Below are 21259 nucleotides of genomic sequence, written 5' to 3'. Positions count from 1 at the left end.
TACAGGTAATAGCAGAAGGAATCAGGCAATCGCGCCGAGGCGCTTGAGCTGGAAGTGTTCGATGGTGTGGCCGGCGCTGGCCTGGAAATGCTGAAAGTGCGCGCTGTTGTTGTGCGCCTCGAGAATCGCTTCGCTGGCCCAGTGTTCGATCACATAAAACACCTGCGGGTCGGCGAGGTCGCGGTGCAAGTCGTATTGGCTGCAGCCGTCTTCGGCGCGGCTCGGTTCAACCAGGGCGCGTAGACCCTGTTCGAGGAGATCCTGTTGGCCCGGTTTGGCAATCAGGGTGGCGATAGCGGTGAATGGCTGGGACATGCTCGGCTCCAGAGAAGCGGGATGAATGTGATGGAGAGATGATTGGCTATTTCTCTGCGAGATAAAACCGGCTAAAAGAGCAGTCTCTTTCAATATTTTTTTGATAATCGAGGCTGAGCATGCTGCGTTTCGATGACTTGCAGTTGTTTGTCCGGGCGGCGGATCTGGGCAGTCTGTCGGCGGCCGCGCGAGTAATGGACATGTCTGCGGCCGTGGCCAGTGCGGCGTTGAAACGGATCGAACAGCAACTCGGCGCGCGCTTGCTCGCGCGTTCGACCCGCAGTTTGCGTCTGACGGCCGAGGGTGAGGGCTTTCTCGAATACGCCCGCGCGGCGTTGAGCAACCTCGATGAAGGCCGGCGCTTGCTGGCCAGCGGGCAGGATCAGGTCAGCGGGGTGTTGCAGTTGTCGGCGCCTTCGGACTTCGGCCGCAACCTGTTGCTGCCGTGGCTCGATGAGTTCCAGCGCGAGCACCCGAAGCTGACCGTGCGTTTGCTGCTTGGCGACCGCATCGCCGATCTGTTTCGGCAACCGGTGGACGTCGCCTTGCGTTATGGCGAGCCGGAAGACTCAAGCCTGGTCGCATTGCCCATCGCCCCGAACAATCGTCGTGTGCTGTGCGCCTCGCCGGCGTATCTGGCCCGGCACGGCGAACCGCGTCAGCTCGAGCAATTGGCTCAGCACAACTGCCTGTTGTACATGCTCGGCAGCCGGGTTCATGACCATTGGAGTTTTCACGACGGTAAACGTGAAGTCGGCCTGACCGTCAGTGGCGACCGTTTCAGCGATGACGCCGACGTTGTGCGCCTGTGGGCGGTGGCTGGCGCCGGAATTGCCTACAAGTCGTGGCTGGACGTGGGCGCCGATGTGCTGGCCGGGCGTCTCAAAGTGCTGCTGCCGGAGTTGCTGTGTGAGCGCGCACCGCTGAATTTGTTGTGCGCCCATCGCGCTCAATTGAGTAAGCCGGTGAACCTTCTGAGGGAAATGCTCGCCAGCCGATGCGCTGATTTGAGTAGTCAATTTCCCGCTTTTCCGAAAGTTGATCATTAGTCGCAGGTAAATAGAGAAATTTCTGTCAGGAACAATCACCACCTGCGCAGGCCCCGGCGCGGGACGTGGGAGCTAACCCGCTTATACTAGCGCCCGCCTCATGCCAGCACCGACACCCCGGCCCGGAGACCCTCGCACCGCGTCGCCAGTATTCGAGTGATGGTCGCGCAACTGCTGCGGGTTCTGTGCCGGAGCAGGCTGCATCAGTGGCCTGCCTTGCCCCGGTTCATGGCGATTTTCGCGTCTTGGCCGATGACTCATTACCGGCCAAGATGTCTCCGAGCAGTAGACGATACGATTCAACAGGGAGTGAACACATGGAACATGCACCTTGCATCAGCCAGATCGCCACGTTGCTGGCCGACCCCAAGCGCAGCGCGATGATGTGGGCGTTGATGGATGGCTCGGCCCGGCAAACCGAGGAGCTTGCGCTACTGGCAGGGCTGTCGACGTCGTCGGCCAGCGCGCACTTGGCGCGGCTTTCCACGGGTGGTCTGTTGAAGGTCGAAGTCCGTGGTCGCAAACGGTTTTTCCGTCTCTCGGCACCGGAGGTCGGCGCTGCGATAGAAGCGCTGGCCAGCGCTACCATCGCCAGTGCTCCAAGGGAGATTCCCGAGGTATTCAAGCGCACCACCCCCATGGCCAAACCGCAGACCGCGCCGTCCTCATTGTTGCGCGCGCGTTTTTGCGATGACCATCTGGGCGGTACGCTGGCGGCGGATCTGTATCAGCGGATGCTCGATGCCGGTTGGATCGAACAGCTTGAACAACGCGTCGTGGTGACCCACAAAGGGGCGAAATTGTTGGCTGGGCGCGGTGTGTTCATTCAAGCGCTGGCTCATCGCAACGTACAAGTGGCGTGCGCTTGTCCGGACTGGAGCGAGCGCCGTCCGCACATGGGTGGCTCACTCGGCGCAGCGTTGTTGCAGCTGTTCATGCAGTCCGGTTGGCTGACATTGCCCAACGACTCAAGAGCCTTGCAATTGACGGCCACCGGCCAGCGCGAATTGCACCGCTTCGCCAAGGAAACCGAGCTGGAAATGGCGTTCTAGAGCAATCGCATTCGACGTCAGCACTTCTGGCGTCGTTCACGGCTGCGAACAGGTCGCATCCAGCACCAACGCCTGGGCGCTATCGCGCACACTCGATCCGGGGATATTTCGGAGGGGGGAGGCGCCATGGATACACACGGCTACAGCGCGGCAGAGCGCTTGGAGCGACTGCCAATCAGCGGTTATCACCGGATCATTTTCATCATCATTGCCCTGGCGTTTTTCTTCGACTCCATGGATCTGGCGATGATGACGTTCTTGCTCGGCTCGATCAAAGCCGAGTTCGGCCTGAGCAGTGCGCAAGCGGGATTGCTCGCCAGTTCGAGTTTTTTCGGCATGGTGCTGGGGGCGTCGCTGTCTGGCATGCTCGCCGATCGCTTCGGGCGTAAACCGGTGTTTCAGTGGAGCATCGTGCTGTGGGGCGTGGCCAGTTATCTGTGCTCGACGGCGCAAACGGTCGAGACGCTGACGCTGTTCCGCATCTTGCTGGGAATTGGCATGGGCATGGAGTTCCCCATCGCCCAATCGATGCTGTCCGAGCTGATTCCGGCGCAACGACGCGGGCGTTACATCGCGTTGATGGATGGTTTCTGGCCGCTCGGTTTCGTGGCGGCCGGCGTACTGTCTTACTTTCTGCTGCCTTTGATTGGCTGGCGCGACATCTTTCTGGTGTTGGCAGTGCCGGCGGTGTTTGTGCTGGCGATCCGCTTTTTCATTCCCGAGTCACCGCGCTGGCTGGAGCAGGCAGGGCGCGATGCCGCTGCGGACAAGGTTTTGAACGGCATCGAGGCGCGGGTGCGCAAATCGCTGGGCGGCGCGGCACTGCCGGAACCGATTCGTTTGCCGCGCACGGTGACGCCGCCGGGCAACTTCTTTGCGGCACTCAAGCAGATCTGGTCGCCGCAGTATCGCCAGCGCACGACGATGATCTGGAGTCTGTGGTTTTTTGCGCTGCTTGGCTTTTACGGGCTGACGTCGTGGCTGAGTGCCTTGCTGCAACAGTCGGGTTTTGCCGTGACGCAGTCGGTGTATTACACGGTGCTGATTTCCCTTGGCGGGATTCCCGGCTTTCTCATGGCGGCGTGGTTGGTCGAGCGTTGGGGGCGCAAACCGGTGTGCATCGTCACCTTGCTCGGTGGTGGGGTGATGGCGTTTCTGTACGGGCAGAGTGCGGTGTTTGGCGGCAACGTGGCGCTGCTGATCAGCACCGGGCTGTTGATGCAGTTTTTCCTGTTCGGCATGTGGGCGGTGCTTTACACCTACACGCCGGAGCTGTATCCGACGTCGGCACGGGCGACAGGCTCGGGCTTTGCCTCGGCAATTGGCCGGGTCGGCTCGCTGCTCGGGCCGTTGGTGACCGGGCTGGTGTTCCCGATTACCGGGCAGGGCGGGGTGTTCGCGCTGGGGGCGGCGTGTTTCGCGATAGCGGCGGGGGTGGTGTGGCTGTTCGGGATGGAGACGCGGGGCAAGACCCTGGAAGAGCTGACCGAAACCCAAATCCCAGGCTGAACACAAATCCAATGTAGGAGTGAGCCTGCTCGCGATAGCGGTCTGTCAGTTAACACATCGGTGTCTGACACTCCGCTATCGCGAGCAGGCTCGCTCCCACATGGGTACTTCGGTGTTGCTTATGGTTTTACCAGACGCGCATCGAGGCTGTTCTGCGCCAAACGCTTGGCCTGATCCTGGGTCATGCCCAAATGCTCATGCAGCGCGTAGAAGTTCTCGGTCACATAACCACCGAAGTACGCCGGGTCATCGGAGTTCACCGTGACCTTTACGCCACGCTCGAGCATGTCGAGAATGTTGTGCTGCGACATGTGATCGAACACGCAAAGCTTGGTGTTCGACAGCGGGCACACGGTCAACGGGATCTGCTCGTCGATGATCCGCTGCATCAGGCGCTCGTCTTCGATGGCGCGTACGCCATGGTCGATACGCTGGATTTTCAGCAGGTCGATGGCTTCCCAGATGTACTCCGGCGGGCCTTCTTCGCCGGCGTGGGCAACGGTCAGGAAGCCTTCGTGGCGGGCTCGGTCAAATACCCGCTGGAACTTGCTCGGCGGGTGACCCATCTCGGAACTGTCCAGACCGACCGCGACAAACGCGTCACGGAACGGCAGCGCCTGATCAAGGGTTTTCTCCGCTTCTTCTTCGCTCAGGTGGCGCAGGAAGCTGAGGATCAAACCGCTGGTGATGCCCAGTTGTTGCTCGCCATCCTTCAATGCCGCCGCGATGCCGTTGAGCACCACTTCAAACGGGATACCCCGGTCGGTGTGGGTCTGCGGGTCGAAGAACGGTTCGGTGTGAATCACGTTCTGTGCCTTGCAGCGCAGCAGGTAGGCCCAGGTCAGGTCGTAGAAATCCTGCGAGGTGCGCAACACGTCGGCGCCCTGGTAATACAGGTCGAGGAATTCCTGCAGATTGTTGAAGGCGTAAGCCTTGCGCAGGGTTTCCACGTCGTTCCACGGCAGGGCGATCTTGTTGCGCTCGGCCAGGGCGAACAGCAACTCAGGCTCCAGCGAGCCTTCCAGATGCAGGTGCAGTTCAGCCTTGGGCAAGGCGTTGAGCCAGTCGTACATATTCTTTTCTCATCAGGTGCAATGACGGCATTCTACAGATGCGCGTCGAAACAATTGGCAAAACCTGACCAAGCGATCCATCACACGGCTTCTTGCTCGCGGCGATAGGCGTAGGTATCGGCGAAGCGCGACAACAGGAATTCGGCGCAGGTGGTGGTCGGATATTTCGCTGGATGCAGTGCGTCCTGACAACCCGGCAGGCATTCGATGCGCGTGTCCGGGTGCGGCTCGGCGAAGAACGGCATCGAATAGCGATCGACCCCGAGCGGGCTGATCACCCGGTGCGGCGTTGAGCGATAACGATCATTGCTCCAGCGCGCCATCATGTCGCCGAGGTTGACCACGAACGTGCCCTCGATCGGCGGCGCGTCGATCCATTGACCCCGCACATTTTTGACCTGCAAGCCACCGGCGCTGTCCTGATAGAGCAGGGTGATGCAGCCGTAATCGGTGTGCGCGCCGGCGCCTTGCTGCTCGGTGGAGCTGGCGGTGTGGCGCGGTGGGTAATGGATCATGCGCAGAACGCTCACGGGTTCGTTGAAGCGGCTGTCGAAGAAGTCGCGTTCGATGTTCAGCGCGACGGTCATCGCCCGCAACAAGGTTTGCGCGAGGGCCTGCATGTCGAGGTAGTGCTGCTCCATCAACTCCGCCCATCCGGTTTGCGCCGGATGACGGTTCGGCCCGCGCAACGGTTTTTCCGCGAGTACATCAGGATGGTTGGCCGGCAGGTGCAGACCCATGTCGAAGGTTTCTTTCAGATCGCTGGGTTTGCTTGGGTCGAGTTGCTCGGTGGCGATGGCGCCGTAGCCGCGATGGTGGCGCGTCTGGGTGATGTCGATCTTGAGTTTTTCCGCTGCGGGCAGGGCGAAAAAACGTTGGGTGTGATCGAGCATCGCGTCGATGCGCTGCGCGGAAATCGGATGACCCTTGATGTAGAAGAAACCCCATTCGCGGCAGGCGTGGTCGATTTGTTCAGCCACGGCAGGCCAAGCGTTTTCGTCGTCGCCATAGAGCGGGCTGATGTCGATGATCGGAAGCTGATCCATACACAATCCTTGAATACGCTGAAGATCAAATGTAGGAGTGAGCCTGCTCGCGATAGCGGTGTATCAGGCGACACTTTTGCTGAATGACCCACCGCTATCGCGAGCAGGCTCACTCCTACAAGGGATGGTGGTATGACTGAAATTACTTCGGCATCTCAGCCTTCATGCCTTCAACGTAATAGTTCATCGACGCCAGTTCCGCATTCGTCGCGCTCACGCCCGCCGGGATTTTCTCCACGCCGACCTGATCCTTGATCGGCCCGGTAAACGGCTGAAATGCGCCGCTCTTGATGTCGGCAATGATCTGCTCGGCCTCGGCTTTCACCGGCGCTGGCACTAGATCGCTGATTGGCAGTTCAACCGTGCCCTCCTTCAACCCGCCCCAGTAATCCTGGGATTTCCAGGTGTGGTCGATCACGCTTTGCGTCGCCTGAATATAGTGCGGCGCCCAGTCGTTGACGATCGAGGTCAGTACTGCTTTCGGCCCGAAGTGCGCCATGTCCGAGGCGTAACCCACTGCGTACACGCCACGCCGTTCGGCGGCTTGAATCGGCGCCGGGCTGTCGGTGTGCTGGAACACCACGTCGACGCCCTGATCGATCAGCGCGTTGGCGGCATCGGCTTCCTTGCCAGGATCGAACCACGAGTTGACCCACACCACTTTGATCTCGGTGCCCGGGTTGTACTTGTTCAAGGCCAGTTGAATCGAGTTGATATCGCGGATCACCTCGGGGATCGGGAACGAAGCGACGTAACCGATTTTCTTGGTCTTGGTCATCTTCGCCGCGAGGAAACCGCCGACATAACGCCCCTCGTAAGTGCGCGCCAGATAGGTGCCGAGGTTCTTGTCCTGTTTGTAGCCGGTGGCGTGTTCGAAGGTCACCTTGGGAAATTGCTTGGCGACTTTCAACGTCGGGTTCATGTAGCCAAACGAGGTGGTGAAGATCAGGTCGTACTTGTCCTTGGCCATGTTGCGAATCACCCGCTCGGCGTCGGCGCCCTCAGCGACGTTCTCGACGTAGTTGGTGGTGATCTGCGTACCGAGTTTTTCTGCGAGAGCCTTGCGTCCCTGCTCATGCTGATACGTCCAGCCGTGGTCACCGATCGGGCCGATGTAGACGAAGCCGACCTTCAGCGGATCGGCAGCGCTGGCGCTTAGACTGATCCCCAGACCGAGGGCGGCGCACAGCAGTTTGTGCAGCGGACGTATTTGCATGAATTGGAGCTCCATTTTGTTGTGTGTGGTCAGGGCCAATGCAAATTGCTGACCAACAGGACAACAAACAAAAAAGATCGCAGCCTTCGGCAGCTCCTACATGGGAATGCGCAACCTGTAGGAGCTGCCGAAGGCTGCGATCTTTTCAGCGTCAGAACCAACGCAGTGCAAGTCCGCGAGTTCACGCCAACGCTTGGTGCGCTAAGGTGTAACGAAACGTTAGCGCCGCCCCGCAGTCAGTAGCTCATTCGCACTCTTCGGCAAAAGGCCCGTTATGTTCACAATCCTCAAGCAAGAAAGCTTTCTGCTACTGGCCGTCATCGCCGCGTGCGTCGCCTATCCGTTGGAACACTGGATGCTGCACAGCGGCCAGATCGTCGCGCTGACTGCCGGCCTGGCGCTGATCGCGTTCATCGTCGCCGCCTCGATGCGCGTCGCCCATCACGCAGAACTGCTCGCCGAAAAGGTCGGCGACCCTTACGGCACGATGATCCTCACCCTCGCGGCTGTTCTGGTCGAAGTGGTGATCCTCGCGATCATGATGAGCAACGAAGCATCGCCCACGCTGGTGCGTGACACGATCTATTCGGCCGTGATGCTCGACATCAACGGCATCCTCGGCCTCGCCGCGCTGATGGGCGGGATCAAACATGGCGAGCAGTCGTACAACGACGATTCGGCGCGCAGCTACAGTGTGATGATCCTCACCGCCATGGGCGTGTCGATGGTGGTGCCGGAGTTCATTCCCGAGGCCAACTGGAAGATTTATTCGGCGTTCACCATCGGTGCAATGGTGGTGCTTTACGCGCTGTTTCTGCGCATGCAGGTCGGCCCGCACAGTTATTTTTTCAGCTACAGCTACCCAGACAAACGCCGCAAGAAAGAACCGCTGGGCGCGCAGGCGAAAGCGCCGAGCATCGGCCTGTCGATCGGCATTCTGGTGTTTGGCATTGTGGTGATCGGTGCACTGGCCGAAGTGATGTCGAAGACCCTCGATCTGGGTCTGGAAGGCACCGGGGCACCACCGGTGATCACGGCGATTCTGGTGGCGGCGATTTCTGCGGCGCCGGAGATTTTGACGGCGTTGCGCGCAGCGTTGGCCAACCGCATGCAGTCGGTGGTCAACATTGCGATGGGCGCGTCACTGTCGACGGTGATTCTGACGGTGCCGGTGATGGAAGCGATGGCGCTGTACACCGGCCAGCCGTTTCAAATGGCGATGACGCCGGTGCAGACGGTGATGATCTTCATCACGCTGATCGTCAGCGCGATCAACCTCAATGACGGTGAGACCAATGCCATCGAAGGCATGACCCACTTCGTGCTGTTCGCGACGTTCATCATGTTGTCCCTGCTCGGCCTTTGAGGCTGACAGAAACCAATGTGGGAGCGAGCCTGCTCGCGAAAGCGGTGTGTCATTCAACAAACATGTTGTCTGACACTCTCTCTTCGCGAGCAGGCTCGCTCCCACAGTTTTGAACGGCGGTGTATCAGGTACCGGCGATCAGTTGGCGAGCCGCCTGGCTGTGGTCGGCGATCAGGCCCTTCAGATCCAGCCCTTCAACCTGGCCATCCACCACACGCCACTTACCACCAATCATCACCCGATCCGCACGATCGGCGCCGCACAACAACAGCGCCGAAATCGGATCATGGCTGCCGGAGAAACGCAGCTCATCGAGCTTGAACAACGCCAGATCCGCCTGCTTGCCCACAGCAATCTCACCAATGTCGGTACGGCCCAGCAAACTCGCCGAACCCTTGGTCGCCCAGCCCAGCACGCGTTCCGGAGTGATCTTCTCGGCGCCATAACGCAGACGCTGTATGTACAACGCCTGACGCGCTTCGAGAATCATGTTCGACGCATCGTTGGACGCCGAACCGTCGACGCCCAGACCAAACAACGCGCCCGCGTCAGTCAGATCGATACTTGGGCAGATGCCGGAAGCCAGACGCATGTTCGAGCTCGGGCAATGGCAGATACCGGTGCCAGCCTCGCCGAGACGAGCGATTTCATCCGGGTTGAAATGGATGCCGTGGGCCAGCCATGTGCGCGGACCGAGCCAGCCGACGCTGTCCAGGTAATCAACGGTGCGCAGGCCGAAACGCTGCAGGCAGAAATCTTCTTCGTCGAGGGTTTCGGCCAAATGCGTGTGCAGGCGTACGTCGAGCTTGTTCGCCAGTTCGGCGCTGGCCGACATGATTTCCGGGGTCACCGAGAACGGCGAGCACGGCGCCAGTGCGATCTGGATCTGCGCGCCGTCGCCACGCTCGTGGTACTCGTGAATCAGGCGCTGACTGTCGTCGAGAATCACCTGACCTTCCTGCACGGTCTGCTGCGGCGGCAGGCCGCCGTCCTTCTCGCCGAGGCTCATCGAACCGCGAGTGAGCATGGCGCGCATGCCCAGTTCACGCACGGTTTCGACTTGCACGTCGATGGCGTTTTCCAGGCCGTCCGGGAACAGATAGTGGTGGTCGGCAGCGGTGGTGCAGCCCGACAGCAACAGCTCGGCCAAAGCGACTTTGGTGGCGAGTGCGAGTTTTTCCGGTGTCAGGCGCGCCCACACCGGGTACAGGGTTTTCAACCACGGGAACAACGGCTGATTGACCACCGGTGCCCAGGCGCGAGTCAGCGTTTGATAGAAGTGATGGTGGGTGTTGATCAGGCCCGGCAGGATCACATGCTCGCGGGCATCGAACACTGCATTGCACGGCGCCGACGGCTGCTGGCCAGCGGCGAGGACTTCGACGATGACACCGTCTTGCACGACAAGACCGCCACGGGCATCGAGCTCGTTGGAAGTGAAAATGGCGAGGGGATTTTTTAACCAGGTACGGGTCGCGGGCATGTTGCCGGCTCCTCTGAAAATGGGGTTCAGGGTTGCCAGCTCAGTGATGCCCTGTCTGCTGATCCAGGGTCGCCGCGGGGACGAGGTGCGCAGTTTCAAACAAATTGTCGCAGCGGGCAAGCCCAACCCGACCATTCACCACGGTCCCTTGTAGGAGTGAGCCTGCTCGCGATAGCGGTGTATCAGGCAACACTTTTGCTGAATGACACACCGCTATCGCGAGCAGGCTCACTCCTACAGGGGATTTGTATGCTTACCAGGGGATGGTTTCACCCTTGTAGTTGATGAAGTGGTGCCCGCCCTTGCCGGTATACGCATTCACCTGATCGACCAGCCCACGGGTGCTGGTTTCCACATCAAGGTCCGCGCCTTCGCCGCCCATATCCGTCTTCACCCAACCCGGATGCAGCGACAACACCGTCATCTTCCGCTCGCCCAATTGCGTGATAAAACTGTTGGTCATCGAATTCAGCGCAGCCTTGCTCGCCTTGTACAACGCCAGCTCAGGTGCGTCTGGCACCGTCACGCTGCCCAGCCCGGAACTCATGAACGCCAGCACACCGCTGCCATCACGAATCTGCCCGACAAAACGCTGAGCCAGATTGATCGGCGCCACCGCGTTGGTGAAAAACAATTGACCGACTTCAGCCAGTGTCGCGCCACCCGGGGTTTGATCTGCCGGGCCTTTGACCCCGGCGTTGACGAACAGCAAATCGAAGGTGTCGCCCTTGAGTTGTTGGCTCAAAGCGATGACTGCTTGCTGATCGTCCATGTCGAGCTTCTCGATCCGCACCTTGCCCAGCGCTTGCAGCGCCTCGGCGTTTTGCGGATTGCGCACGGTGGCGGTAACTTGCCAGCCGTCGGCCAGCAGGGTTTTCACCAGACCGAGGCCAAGGCCCCGGGAGGCGCCGATGATCAGTGCGTTTTTTGCAGACATGATGGGCTTCCTTGATGAATGAGGATCATGGATTCAATGGACAGGCCTGACCGAGCCGAAGTTGCAGCTCCTGACGCAACGCGTCGAGTTCGCTCATGCGGGTTTCGATCAATTGCAGTTTGTCGCGCAGCAACTGCGCCACGGCGTTGTCCGGGTCGGGCACGTTCCACAATGCGGCAACGCTGTCGCCGATCTCGCCGAGGGTAAATCCCAGGCGCTGCGCGGTTTTGATGTAGAGCACCAGTTGCACCATCTCCGGCGGATATTCGCGATAACCGTTGGCACTGCGTTGCGCCGCGATCAACCCACGCTGCTCGTAGAAACGCAGGGTGTCACGGCTGACGGCGCTGGCCTGGGCTAATTCACCGATGCGCATGCTGGCTCTCAAAAGAGGTATTGACCCTGGAGCATACTCCAGGCTTTACCGTGCTTGCTCCCTGAATTTCTGGAGCATGGATGATGTGGACTTCAACGCAGTATCGCAACGTGGTGCGCGGCAGTGCCTGGTATGACTTGATCGTCACGGCAGCGTTTGCCACGCCTTGGAGTTTTGCCCTTGTGCACGGGTTATTGAGCGCACTGGATTTGCCCGGCGAACTACCCGCGTTTCAGCCTGTGCATCTGTTGATGGCGAATTTGTTGGGTTCGGTCGTGTGCGTGTGGGCGGTGCTGCGGATTCGCGATCCGCAGGCGCGTTATGGAAGGTATGACGCGGTGGCCAGATTTTTGTTTGCGGCTTGGCAGGGGTATGCCTTGCTGCACGGCGCCAGTTCGATTTTGCTGGTTTTTCTGGTCTTCGAGTTAGCGTGGGGCATTGCTCAGGTGTTGCCTGTTGAACAGCCATCGCGAGCAGGCTCACTCCTACAAGGGAATTGTGAATCCGATCCAATGTAGGAGTGAGCCTGCTCGCGATAGGGCCAACAAGGTCACCGCATCAATGCCCCGCCTGCCACGGCTGCCCCAACGAAACCGGCGCATACAACCGCGTCCGCAGCGCATCCCGCGACAACAACACCAGCACCACAATCGTCGCCACATACGGCAGCATCGCCAGCAAACTCGACGGAATCGCCAGCCCCAACCCCTGCGCCACCAAATGCAGGATGCTGGCGAGGCCAAACAGATACGCCCCGAGCAACAACCGCCATACTCGCCAACTGGCAAACACCACCAGCGCCAGCGCGATCCAGCCACGCCCGGCGGTCATGTTTTCCGCCCACATCGGCGTATACGCCAGCGACAAATAAGCCCCGGCCGACCCGGCCATTGCCCCGCCAAACAGCACCGCCAAGGTACGCACGGTCAACACCGGCAAGCCCATCGCACTCGCTGCATCCGGGTTCTCGCCCACGGCCTGAATAATCAACCCGACACGACTTTTGATGATCACCCACGCCACTAGCGCAAACAGCGCGAACGACAGATACACCAGCAGATCCTGAGCAAACAGCATCCGCCCGATCAGCGGAATTTCACTCAGCCAAGGAATCGCCAACGGCTCAAAACCCGCCAGCGGTTTACCCACCCAGGCCGCGCCGACAAAGGTCGACAGTCCGACACCAAAAATCGTCAGAGCCAAACCGGTCGCCACTTGATTGGCATTGAACACCAGCGCCACCAGCGCAAACAGTGACGACAACAACATCCCTGCCAACATCGCCAACAACACCCCAAGCCACAGGTTGCCGCTGTTCAGCGCGACGATAAAACCGATCACCGCGCCAAACAGCATCATCCCTTCCTGCCCAAGGTTGAGCACGCCGCTCTTCTCGCAGATCAGCTCACCCAACGCCACCAGCAACAGGGGCGTGCCGCAACGCACCATGGCGTAGAAAATATTGCTCAACAGATCGATATCCATCACAGCGCTCCGGCGGTTACGGCGGTGGTCGACGTGCGCTTTACCCAGCGCAGGTTCAGGCGTGGCCGATAGAGGATCAGCACGTCACAGGCGAGCAGGAAAAACAGCATCATTCCCTGAAACAATTGGGTGATCGCTTGCGGCAGATTCATCGTCATTTGTGCGCTTTCGCCACCGATATACAGCAGCGCCATCAACAGGCTGGAAAACAGAATCCCGATCGGATTGAGTCGCCCAAGAAACGCCACGGTAATCGCCGCATAGCCGTAACCCGGTGACACCTGCGGCACCAATTGGCCAATCGGCCCGGTGACTTCGCAGACTCCCGCAAGCCCGGCCAATCCGCCGCTGATCAACAGCGCCAGCCAGATCAGCCGCTTCTCGCGAAAGCCGACAAACCCCGCCGCACGCTTGTCCAGCCCGAGCACTTTGATCTGGAAACCGACAAAGCTTTTCTGCAACAACACCCACACCGCGACCAGTGCGAGCAGGGCGAAATACACCCCGGCGTGCACGCGGCCATCCTCCATCAACAACGGTAAACGGCTGGCATCGCCGAACATCGCCGATTCGGGAAAGTTGAAGCCGGCGGGATCTTTCAACGGCCCGTGCACGCAGAACAGCAGCAGGTTCAGGGCGATGTAATTGAGCATGATGCTGGTGAGGATTTCGTTGGCATTGAAGCGCGTGCGCAACCACGCGGTCAGCCCGGCCCACGCCGCGCCTGCGACGGTGCCGGTGAGCAGAATAAATACCAGCGCCCAACGGCTTTGCATGCCGATGATGTTCACCGCCAAGGCACTGCCGGCGAGCGCGCCGAGGAGTAATTGGCCTTCGGCGCCGATGTTCCAGATTCGCGCCTGATAGGCCACCGCCAGACCCAGCGCGCAGAGCAGGATCGGCAGCGCTTTGACCAGTAATTCGGAGACGCCATACAAGTCGCTGACCGGCGCGATCAGCAGCGTGTGCAAGGTTTGCAATGGGTCATGGCCAAGGGCGATAAACAACAGCGAGCCACAACCGAGCGTCAGCGCCGCCGCCAATAACGGCGAGCACCACAGCATCAAGCGCGATTGCTGGCCACGGGGTTCGAGGGAAAGCAGCATGTGGAAAACTCCGTTAAACCGTGGCGGCTGAAGGTGGGTTGTCGAACTGGCCGGCCATCCAGCCGCCGACGTCGCTGAGTTGCGTATCGGTGGTGTTGTGCAGCGCCGACAAGCGTCCGCCACACAAGGCGCCGAGGCGGTCGCTGATCTGGAACAGTTCGTCGAGGTCTTCGGAGATCACCAGAATCGCCGCGCCGGCATCGCGCAAAGCGATCAACGCGCGGTGGATGGTCGCGGCAGCGCCGACGTCCACGCCCCAGGTCGGGTGCGCGGCGATCAGCAGTTTCGGTTGCTGAAGGATTTCCCGGCCGAGGATGAATTTCTGCAGGTTGCCGCCGGACAAACTGCGCGCGGCGGTTTGCGTGCCCGGGGTTTTCACGCCGAAGCGCTGAATGATCTGTTGGGCGAGGGCTTCGACTTTGCCGCGTTCGATCAAACCGTGGCTGACCAAACCTTGTTGGAAAGCGGTGAGGAGGGCGTTATCGGCCAGACTCAATTCCGGCACCGCGCCGTGGCCGAGACGCTCGGCAGGCACGAATGCCAAACCCAGTTTGCGCCGTGCATCCGGGCGTAAATCAGCGACATGTTGTTCGGCGAATCGAATGGTCGCGGCTTGCGCCCGAGGCAAGGTTTGTTCGCCGCTGAGCAGGGCCAGCAATTCATCCTGACCATTACCGGCGACCCCGGCGATACCGACGATTTCACCGCTGCGCACCTGCACATCAATGTCAGTCAGCGAACAACCAAACGGGTCCGGGTTGTGCCAGCTCAAGCCGTTCACCTGCAAAAACGCCGCGCCGCCGCTGACCTTTGGATAATCGCCAATCAACGCCGCCGCTTCGCCAACCATCAACTGCGCCAATTGCTGATCGGAACATTCGGCCGGTACGCAATGCCCGGCCACGCGCCCGCCGCGCAGAACCGTCGCGCTGTGACACAGCGCCCGAACTTCGCCGAGCTTGTGGCTGATAAACAGAATGCTGCAGCCCTCGGCGGCGAGACGGCGCAAGGTGATGAACAATTCATCCGCCTCCTGCGGTGTCAGCACTGACGTCGGTTCGTCGAGGATCAGCAGACGAATGTCCTGCATCAGGCAACGGATGATTTCCACGCGCTGGCGCTCGCCGATCGACAGGCTGTGGACAAGTCGCTCCGGCTCCAGCGCCATGCCATAACGGCGCGAGACTTCACGAATCTTCGGCTCCAGTTGTTTCGGCGTGCCAGCCTTCGCGCCCATCGCCAGCGCTATGTTCTGCGCGACGCTGAGGGTTTCGAACAGCGAGAAATGCTGGAACACCATGCCGATGCCCAACTGCCGTGCCTGCGCCGGATTGCGGATGTTGACGCGTTGGCCTTGCCAGAGCATTTCCCCGGCGTCGGCCTGGGTGACGCCGTAGATAATTTTCATCAAGGTACTTTTGCCCGCACCGTTTTCCCCGAGCAGGGCGTGAATTTCTCCGGGCGCAATGCTCAGGTCGATGGCGTCGTTGGCCAGACAGCCGGGATAACGTTTGCTGATGTGGCGCAGTTGCAGGCGCGGGAGGGGAGGCGCGATTGGCATGACAGGCTCGACTTGCTTGAAGTTGTGCCTGTGGATAAAGCAATTTCCTGGCCATTGAGTCAGGAACCCGAGCGGGCTGCGGCTGCGTGCGCTCGGCGCAGAGCATTGCGGTGAAAATTGGCGGGATTCGCAGCACCATTTCAGCGCAAAGCCGTTGATCGGGCTCCAGTTTTGCCCGCCGGCAACTGATCAAAAAACGAGCAAACCCGTGGGAGCTAGGCAGAACCTGCGACTGCGGCGGTCATGAACGGGTTATCCACAGGTTGCTCCACAGTTATTGTGCGCAAGCTGCAAACCCGGGCATAAGCACTGCAGTGCTTTCTTCTAATGGTGATAAACCGCGCTAACCATCTGTTTCTATTTGAAATATTCGTTTCGTCGGGTGAATTGAACGAAAAGTGAACAAACCGCGCAAAGCCACGTGACAGAAGGGTTACAGCGGAATGTACTCAGGTTATCCACAGTCGGGTGCACAGCAGATGTGGGCAACTCTGTGGAATAAGAAATTTCGGGGTGCCCCAAAAGATCGCAGCCTTCGGCAGCTCCTACATGGAAACGCCGAAACCGGAATCACCCCCCAAAATTCGTGACAACCACGGATCCGTGTAGGAGCTGCGGAACGCTGCGATCTTTTGATCTTGGCTTCACCGCTGCAACAAAATCCGCCCACGACTCAAATCCGCCAACTGGCTTTGTAACAACTCGATCTGCGCCTCACCCACCGCCAACTTCAATTCAACCCCGTTTGCCGTGAAGTTTTCCTCCACCACCAATCCACCCAGATCGGCAACGCGCAACTTCACCAACGCCAATTCGGCAAACCCGCAAGCACAACTCAATGGCACCCGGCTTATCAACTCAACCTTGGCCGCCGTTTGCAGGCATTTGTTCGCACCACCGCCATAAGCCCGGGCCAAGCCGCCCGTGCCCAATTGAATACCGCCGTACCAACGAATCACCAGCACCGCGACCTGATCGCAATCCTGCGCTTCAATCGCCGCCAGAATCGGTCGCCCGGCCGTGCCGCCCGGTTCGCCGTCATCATTGCTACGGTATTGATCGCCGAGCTTCCACGCCCAGCAATTGTGCGAGGCGTTGAAATCGCTGTGTTGTTCGAAAAAAGCCTGCGCCTCGGCAGGGCTGCCGATCGGCTCGGCGAAAGTGATAAAGCGGCTTTTGCGAATCTCTTCGCGGTACTCGCAAAAACCGCTGAGGGTGAAAGGCATAAACGTCTTATAGAGGAGGAGTGAGGCCGCAGCCTTTGAGAATGATGCGGATCAGGTTGTTGCCGGCGTCTTCCATGTCCTGCTTGGTCAGCTTGCTGCGACCGCTGACGCGGCAGATCTGCGTGGCGAAGTCGGCGTAATGCTGAGTGCTGCCCCATAACAGGAAGATCAGGTGCACCGGATCGACCGCGTCCATTTTGCCCGCATCGATCCACGCCTGAAACACCGCCGCACGGCCAGTGAACCAGGCGCGGTAATCCTGATTGAAATATTCGGTGAGGCATTCACCGCCGCTGATCACTTCCATCGCAAAGATTCGCGAGGCTTGCGGCTGGCGACGGGAGAATTCCATCTTGGCGCGGATATAGCGGGTCAGCGCTTCGGCCGGATCGTCTTCGGCGGTGAGCGTATTAAAGGTGCTGTCCCACAGCTCGATGATGTTGCTCAGCACCGCCACGTACAAACCGAGTTTGTTGGTGAAGTAGTAATGCAGGTTCGCCTTGGGCAACCCGGCATTCTGCGCGATGGTGTTCATGCTGGTGCCTTTGTACCCGTGACGGGCGAACTCGTCTTCGGCGGCTTTGAGGATGGTCTCTTCGTTCTTCTGACGAATGCGGCTGGCGGGTTTGCCGCCATGGGCAGGGACTTCAAAGGTCATAGGCACTTCCGGGTTTGTCTGTGGGTGCAACCAGTTGCGTTGATAGCGCACCCACAGACATCCGACAAGTCCTTGCGCGATAAAACCGTTACGCCTGTTCGATCTTGTTCAGCGCCGCGTGCACTTCAGCGGCCTCGGTTTTCGACTCCGGCAGCAAAAGGCACAGGATGATTGCCGTCAATCCACCGCTGGTGATCGCCGAGTCGAACAGGTTCTGCACCAGTTTCGGCAGCAGGTGCAGCAGGTTCGGTTGTGCGGCGATGCCGAGGCCAACGCCGAACGACGTGGCGATGATCAACATGCTGCGTCGATCCAGCGGCGACTGCGCGAGGATGCGCACGCCGGCAGCGGCCACCGCGCCGAACATCACCAGGGTCGCACCGCCGAGTACCGGTTTCGGAATCTGTTGCAGCACCGCGCCTATCATCGGGAACAGGCCGAGACAAAACAGAATCGCGCCGATGTACAACCCGACGTAGCGACTGGCCACGCCGGTCAACTGGATCACGCCGTTGTTCTGCGCGAACGTGGTGTTGGGGAAAGCGCTGAAGGTCGCGGCGATCATGCAGCTCACGCCATCGCCGAGTACGCCACCGCGCAGGCGGCTTATATAAGAAGGGCCGCTGATTGGCTGGCGGGCAAGCATGCAGTTGGCCGTGAGGTCACCGACGGTTTCGATGGTGCTGATCAGATAAATCAGCGCGACCGGCAGGAAAGCCGTCCAGTCGAAGCTGAAGCCAAACTTGAACGGCGTAGGAAAACTCACCAGCGGCAAGTCAGGCAAAGGCTGCGGCACCAGTTTCCCACTGAACCACGCGGCCAGACTGCCGAGCAGCAAACCGATGATGATTGCCGACAAGCGCACCCATGGCGTGTTCGAGCGGTTGAGCAGAATAATCGTCAGCAGAACGAACACGCCCAGCGCCAGATTGCCCGGCGCACCGAAGTCAGGCGCATTGAAGCCGCCGCCGAGATCAGTGATGCCGACCTTGATCAGGCTGATGCCGATCAGAGTGATAACGATCCCTGTCACCAGCGGCGTAACGACTCGACGCAATTGACCGATGAAACGGCTGAGAACGATCTGCACCAGCGCGCCGAAAAAGCACACACCGAAGATCATCGCGAGAATGTCTTCCGGGCTGCCGCCACGTTGCTTGACCAGAAACCCCGCCGACAGCACCGCGCCGAGAAAGGCAAAACTGGTGCCTTGCAGACAGATCATTCCCGCGCCAATCCCGAATGGCCGCCGCGCCTGAATAAACGTGCCGATGCCGGAAACCATCAAGGCCATGCTGATCAGGTACGGCAAATGCGCGGTCAGCCCGAGGGCCGAGCCGATCACCAACGGCGGGGTGATGATGCCGACGAAACTGGCGAGCACGTGTTGCAGCGCCGCGAGTGTCGCGGCGAGCGGTTTGGGGCGGTCGTCGAGGCCGTAGATCAGGTCGCTGGACGGTGCGGAATCTGGCTGCATGGCTTAGGGCTTCTTATCAGAGGAACGAAGTAATTCCCCCTCTGCAAAAACCTGTCCACTTGCTCAGCTTTATCGGCAAATAACCCGCAAATGCAGGAGCTGCCGCAGGCTGCGATCTTTTGATCTTGCCTTCAACGCGTCGCCGCCAAACTCTCCAAAAAGCTCTCCAGCACCAAATGAGGGCGCCGCCCCTTGCGCGTGACCGATGCCAGACTCAAATCGTAAAACCGCGTTCCTGCTTTCAAAGCACGCAAACGCCCCTGCTGCACCCAAAGACTGGCGTAATGATCCGGCAGATACCCAATGTAACGCCCGGTCAAAATCAAAAACGCCATGCCTTCCCGGTCAGAAGCACTGGCCGTGCAATTGAGTGCCTGGTAATGCGCCTGAATCTCCGCCGGCAAACGAAACGTCGGCGCGATCGCGTCCTGACTGTTCAGGCGTTCGTCATCGAGCTGTTTGTCATCGACATAAAACAACGGATGGCCGACCGCGCAATAAAGCAGTGAACGCTCGCTGTACAGCGGCTGATATTCCAGTCCCGACAACGCGCTGGCCTGCGGCACCACGCCGACATGCAGGCGCCCATCGAGCACGCCTTGCTCGACTTCATTCGGCGCAATCATGCGGATCTGGATCTGCACATCCGGTCCACGCTCCTTCAACTGGGCGAGGGCGTGGGTGATGCGCATGTGGGGGAGGGTGACGAGGTTGTCGGTCAGGTCGATGATCAGCTCACCGCGCAAATGCTGGTGCAGGCCGTTGACCTCGGTGCGGAAACTTTCCAGCGCACTTAATAGTTGCAGCGCCGATTGATACACCTCGCGACCTTCTTCGGTTAGCGAAAAACCCGCGCGCCCACGCTGACACAAACGCAAACCGAGACGCTGCTCCAGATCGCTCATCTGCTGACTGATTGCCGAGCGCCCAATGCCGAGCACGGTTTCCGCTGCCGAGAAGCCGCCGCATTCCACCACGCTGCGAAAAATCCGCAGCAGGCGAATATCAAAGTCACTGACCTGGGCCAGCGGATCGGGGCGACGGCTGCTCATCCTATTGTTCTCATTGTTTAGCAAAGTTCTAACTGAAGGTTAGAAGAGTTGGATTTCACCGACTTTATCCGCGTGGCAATTTAGCTGCAACAACGCTTCTTATCTCCCTGACGCTTATGCCCTGCGAGGTTTTGCCCGATGAACATGCCTGAAAACGCGCCGTCGCCACTGGCCAGCCAACTGAAGCTGGACGCGCACTGGATGCCGTACACCGCCAACCGTAACTTCCAGCGCGATCCGCGTCTGATCGTTGGCGCCGAAGGCAGCTGGCTGATCGACGACAAAGGCCGCCGGGTATACGACTCGCTGTCCGGTCTGTGGACCTGCGGCGCTGGCCACACTCGCAAGGAAATTCAGGAAGCTGTCTCGAAACAGTTGGGCACCCTCGATTACTCGCCGGGCTTCCAGTACGGCCACCCGTTGTCGTTCCAGCTGGCCGAAAAAATCACCGAGCTGACTCCGGGCAACCTCAATCACGTGTTCTTCACTGACTCGGGCTCCGAGTGCGCCGACACCGCGGTGAAAATGGTTCGTGCCTACTGGCGTCTGAAAGGCCAGTCGACCAAAACCAAAATGATCGGCCGTGCCCGTGGCTACCACGGCGTGAACATCGCCGGCACCAGCCTTGGTGGCGTCAACGGCAACCGCAAGCTGTTCGGTCAGGCGATGATGGACGTCGATCACCTGCCGCACACGCTGCTGGCCAGCAACGCATTTTCCCGTGGCATGCCGGAGCAGGGCGGTATCGCGCTGGCCGATGAGCTGCTGAAGCTGATCGAACTGCACGACGCTTCGAACATCGCTGCCGTATTCGTAGAACCTATGGCCGGTTCCGCTGGCGTACTGGTACCGCCGCAGGGTTATCTGAAGCGTCTGCGCGAGATCTGCGATCAGCACAGCATCCTGCTGGTGTTCGACGAAGTGATCACCGGTTTCGGTCGTACCGGCAACATGTTCGGCGCCGACACCTTTGGCGTGACCCCGGACCTGATGTGCATCGCCAAGCAAGTCACCAACGGCGCGATCCCGATGGGCGCGGTGATTGCCAGCTCCGAGATCTACCAGACCTTCATGAATCAGCCGACCCCGGAATACGCCGTGGAATTTCCACACGGCTACACCTACTCGGCGCACCCGGTGGCTTGTGCCGCTGGCCTGGCGGCTCTCGACCTGCTGCAAAAGGAAAACCTGGTGCAGAGCGTCGCGGAAGTCGCGCCGCATTTCGAAAACGCGCTGCATGGTTTGAAAGGTTCGAAGAACGTTATCGACATT

General features: G+C 59.8%; 20 protein-coding genes (1 of these 20 cut by a window edge). 6 read left to right on the top strand and 14 right to left on the bottom strand.

Annotated elements, in window-relative coordinates:
• Positions 1–21 precede the first annotated feature (21 nt).
• Positions 22–315 (bottom strand): putative quinol monooxygenase, encoded by a 294-nt coding sequence (locus ACOYXE_RS19110; RefSeq protein WP_460926439.1) that lies wholly within the window; start codon positions 313–315, stop codon positions 22–24.
• Between the two features lie 119 nt (positions 316–434).
• On the opposite strand from ACOYXE_RS19110, the gene ACOYXE_RS19105 reads away from it, so the two are divergent.
• From ACOYXE_RS19105 to ACOYXE_RS19095, 3 genes are all read left to right on the top strand, one after another.
• On the top strand, positions 435–1364 hold the full coding sequence (locus tag ACOYXE_RS19105; protein WP_160055552.1) for a LysR family transcriptional regulator: 930 nt from the start codon (positions 435–437) through the stop codon (positions 1362–1364).
• Positions 1365–1681: 317 nt separating this feature from the next.
• Positions 1682–2416 (top strand): ArsR/SmtB family transcription factor, encoded by a 735-nt coding sequence (locus ACOYXE_RS19100; RefSeq protein WP_160055554.1) that lies wholly within the window; start codon positions 1682–1684, stop codon positions 2414–2416.
• Between the two features lie 126 nt (positions 2417–2542).
• A complete protein-coding gene (locus ACOYXE_RS19095) occupies positions 2543–3925 on the top strand; it encodes an MFS transporter (protein ID WP_460926438.1) in 1383 nt (460 codons plus the stop codon).
• Between the two features lie 119 nt (positions 3926–4044).
• Here the strand turns inward: ACOYXE_RS19095 and ACOYXE_RS19090 are convergent, their stop codons facing one another.
• The 3 genes from ACOYXE_RS19090 to ACOYXE_RS19080 all read right to left on the bottom strand — a co-directional run bounded on the left by ACOYXE_RS19090 (position 4045) and on the right by ACOYXE_RS19080 (position 7260).
• Positions 4045–4998, bottom strand: a complete 954-nt coding sequence (locus ACOYXE_RS19090; RefSeq protein WP_008082147.1) for an adenosine deaminase — start codon at positions 4996–4998, stop codon at positions 4045–4047.
• A gap of 80 nt (positions 4999–5078) precedes the next feature.
• Positions 5079–6044: a 2-oxoglutarate and iron-dependent oxygenase domain-containing protein gene (locus ACOYXE_RS19085; protein WP_460926437.1), complete on the bottom strand. Its 966-nt coding sequence runs from the start codon at positions 6042–6044 to the stop codon at positions 5079–5081.
• Between the two features lie 142 nt (positions 6045–6186).
• A complete protein-coding gene (locus tag ACOYXE_RS19080; protein WP_160055560.1) occupies positions 6187–7260 on the bottom strand; it encodes a BMP family ABC transporter substrate-binding protein in 1074 nt (357 codons plus the stop codon).
• 274 nt (positions 7261–7534) lie between these two features.
• Between ACOYXE_RS19080 and ACOYXE_RS19075 the strand changes: the two genes are divergently transcribed.
• Positions 7535–8626 (top strand): calcium:cation antiporter, encoded by a 1092-nt coding sequence (locus ACOYXE_RS19075; protein WP_160055562.1) that lies wholly within the window; start codon positions 7535–7537, stop codon positions 8624–8626.
• Positions 8627–8750: 124 nt separating this feature from the next.
• On the opposite strand, the gene ACOYXE_RS19070 is transcribed toward ACOYXE_RS19075, so the two are convergent.
• The 3 genes from ACOYXE_RS19070 to ACOYXE_RS19060 all read right to left on the bottom strand — a co-directional run bounded on the left by ACOYXE_RS19070 (position 8751) and on the right by ACOYXE_RS19060 (position 11422).
• On the bottom strand, positions 8751–10109 hold the full coding sequence (locus ACOYXE_RS19070) for an 8-oxoguanine deaminase (RefSeq protein ID WP_077570872.1): 1359 nt from the start codon (positions 10107–10109) through the stop codon (positions 8751–8753).
• Positions 10110–10362: 253 nt separating this feature from the next.
• Positions 10363–11049: an SDR family oxidoreductase gene (locus ACOYXE_RS19065; protein WP_460929856.1), complete on the bottom strand. Its 687-nt coding sequence runs from the start codon at positions 11047–11049 to the stop codon at positions 10363–10365.
• Positions 11050–11071: 22 nt separating this feature from the next.
• Positions 11072–11422, bottom strand: a complete 351-nt coding sequence (locus tag ACOYXE_RS19060) for a MerR family transcriptional regulator (RefSeq protein ID WP_160055564.1) — start codon at positions 11420–11422, stop codon at positions 11072–11074.
• Between the two features lie 83 nt (positions 11423–11505).
• Between ACOYXE_RS19060 and ACOYXE_RS19055 the strand changes: the two genes are divergently transcribed.
• On the top strand, positions 11506–11940 hold the full coding sequence (locus ACOYXE_RS19055; protein WP_460929854.1) for a hypothetical protein: 435 nt from the start codon (positions 11506–11508) through the stop codon (positions 11938–11940).
• 40 nt (positions 11941–11980) lie between these two features.
• Here ACOYXE_RS19055 and ACOYXE_RS19050 read toward each other — a convergent pair whose 3' ends face one another.
• From ACOYXE_RS19050 to ACOYXE_RS19020, 7 genes are all read right to left on the bottom strand, one after another.
• On the bottom strand, positions 11981–12907 hold the full coding sequence (locus tag ACOYXE_RS19050; protein WP_460926436.1) for an ABC transporter permease: 927 nt from the start codon (positions 12905–12907) through the stop codon (positions 11981–11983).
• A complete protein-coding gene (locus ACOYXE_RS19045; RefSeq protein WP_127925727.1) occupies positions 12907–14013 on the bottom strand; it encodes an ABC transporter permease in 1107 nt (368 codons plus the stop codon). The genes ACOYXE_RS19050 and ACOYXE_RS19045 overlap by 1 nt, the downstream gene beginning before the upstream one ends.
• A 13-nt stretch (positions 14014–14026) precedes the next feature.
• Positions 14027–15574, bottom strand: a complete 1548-nt coding sequence (locus ACOYXE_RS19040) for an ABC transporter ATP-binding protein (protein WP_460926435.1) — start codon at positions 15572–15574, stop codon at positions 14027–14029.
• Between the two features lie 644 nt (positions 15575–16218).
• Positions 16219–16800: an IMPACT family protein gene (locus ACOYXE_RS19035; protein ID WP_460926434.1), complete on the bottom strand. Its 582-nt coding sequence runs from the start codon at positions 16798–16800 to the stop codon at positions 16219–16221.
• Positions 16801–16807: 7 nt separating this feature from the next.
• Positions 16808–17458 (bottom strand): TetR/AcrR family transcriptional regulator, encoded by a 651-nt coding sequence (locus tag ACOYXE_RS19030; protein ID WP_064387743.1) that lies wholly within the window; start codon positions 17456–17458, stop codon positions 16808–16810.
• Between the two features lie 88 nt (positions 17459–17546).
• Positions 17547–18935, bottom strand: a complete 1389-nt coding sequence (locus ACOYXE_RS19025) for a uracil-xanthine permease family protein (RefSeq protein ID WP_160055570.1) — start codon at positions 18933–18935, stop codon at positions 17547–17549.
• Between the two features lie 131 nt (positions 18936–19066).
• The gene (locus tag ACOYXE_RS19020; RefSeq protein WP_460926433.1) at positions 19067–19987 is read right to left on the bottom strand and encodes a LysR family transcriptional regulator; all 921 of its coding nucleotides are present in this window, start codon (positions 19985–19987) and stop codon (positions 19067–19069) included.
• A 138-nt stretch (positions 19988–20125) separates the two neighbouring features.
• On the opposite strand from ACOYXE_RS19020, the gene aptA reads away from it, so the two are divergent.
• Positions 20126–21259, top strand: the 5' portion of a protein-coding gene (gene aptA / locus ACOYXE_RS19015; RefSeq protein ID WP_034154752.1) for an omega-aminotransferase AptA. The gene runs 216 nt beyond the window's last position; 1134 of the gene's 1350 nt are visible here — the first part of the coding sequence; its start codon is at positions 20126–20128; its stop codon lies beyond the right edge, outside the window.

This window comes from Pseudomonas sp. MC6, assembly GCF_054790575.1.
The sequence above is the reverse complement of the archived record's forward strand: the minus strand, read 5'-3'. Positions and strand labels throughout refer to the sequence as shown.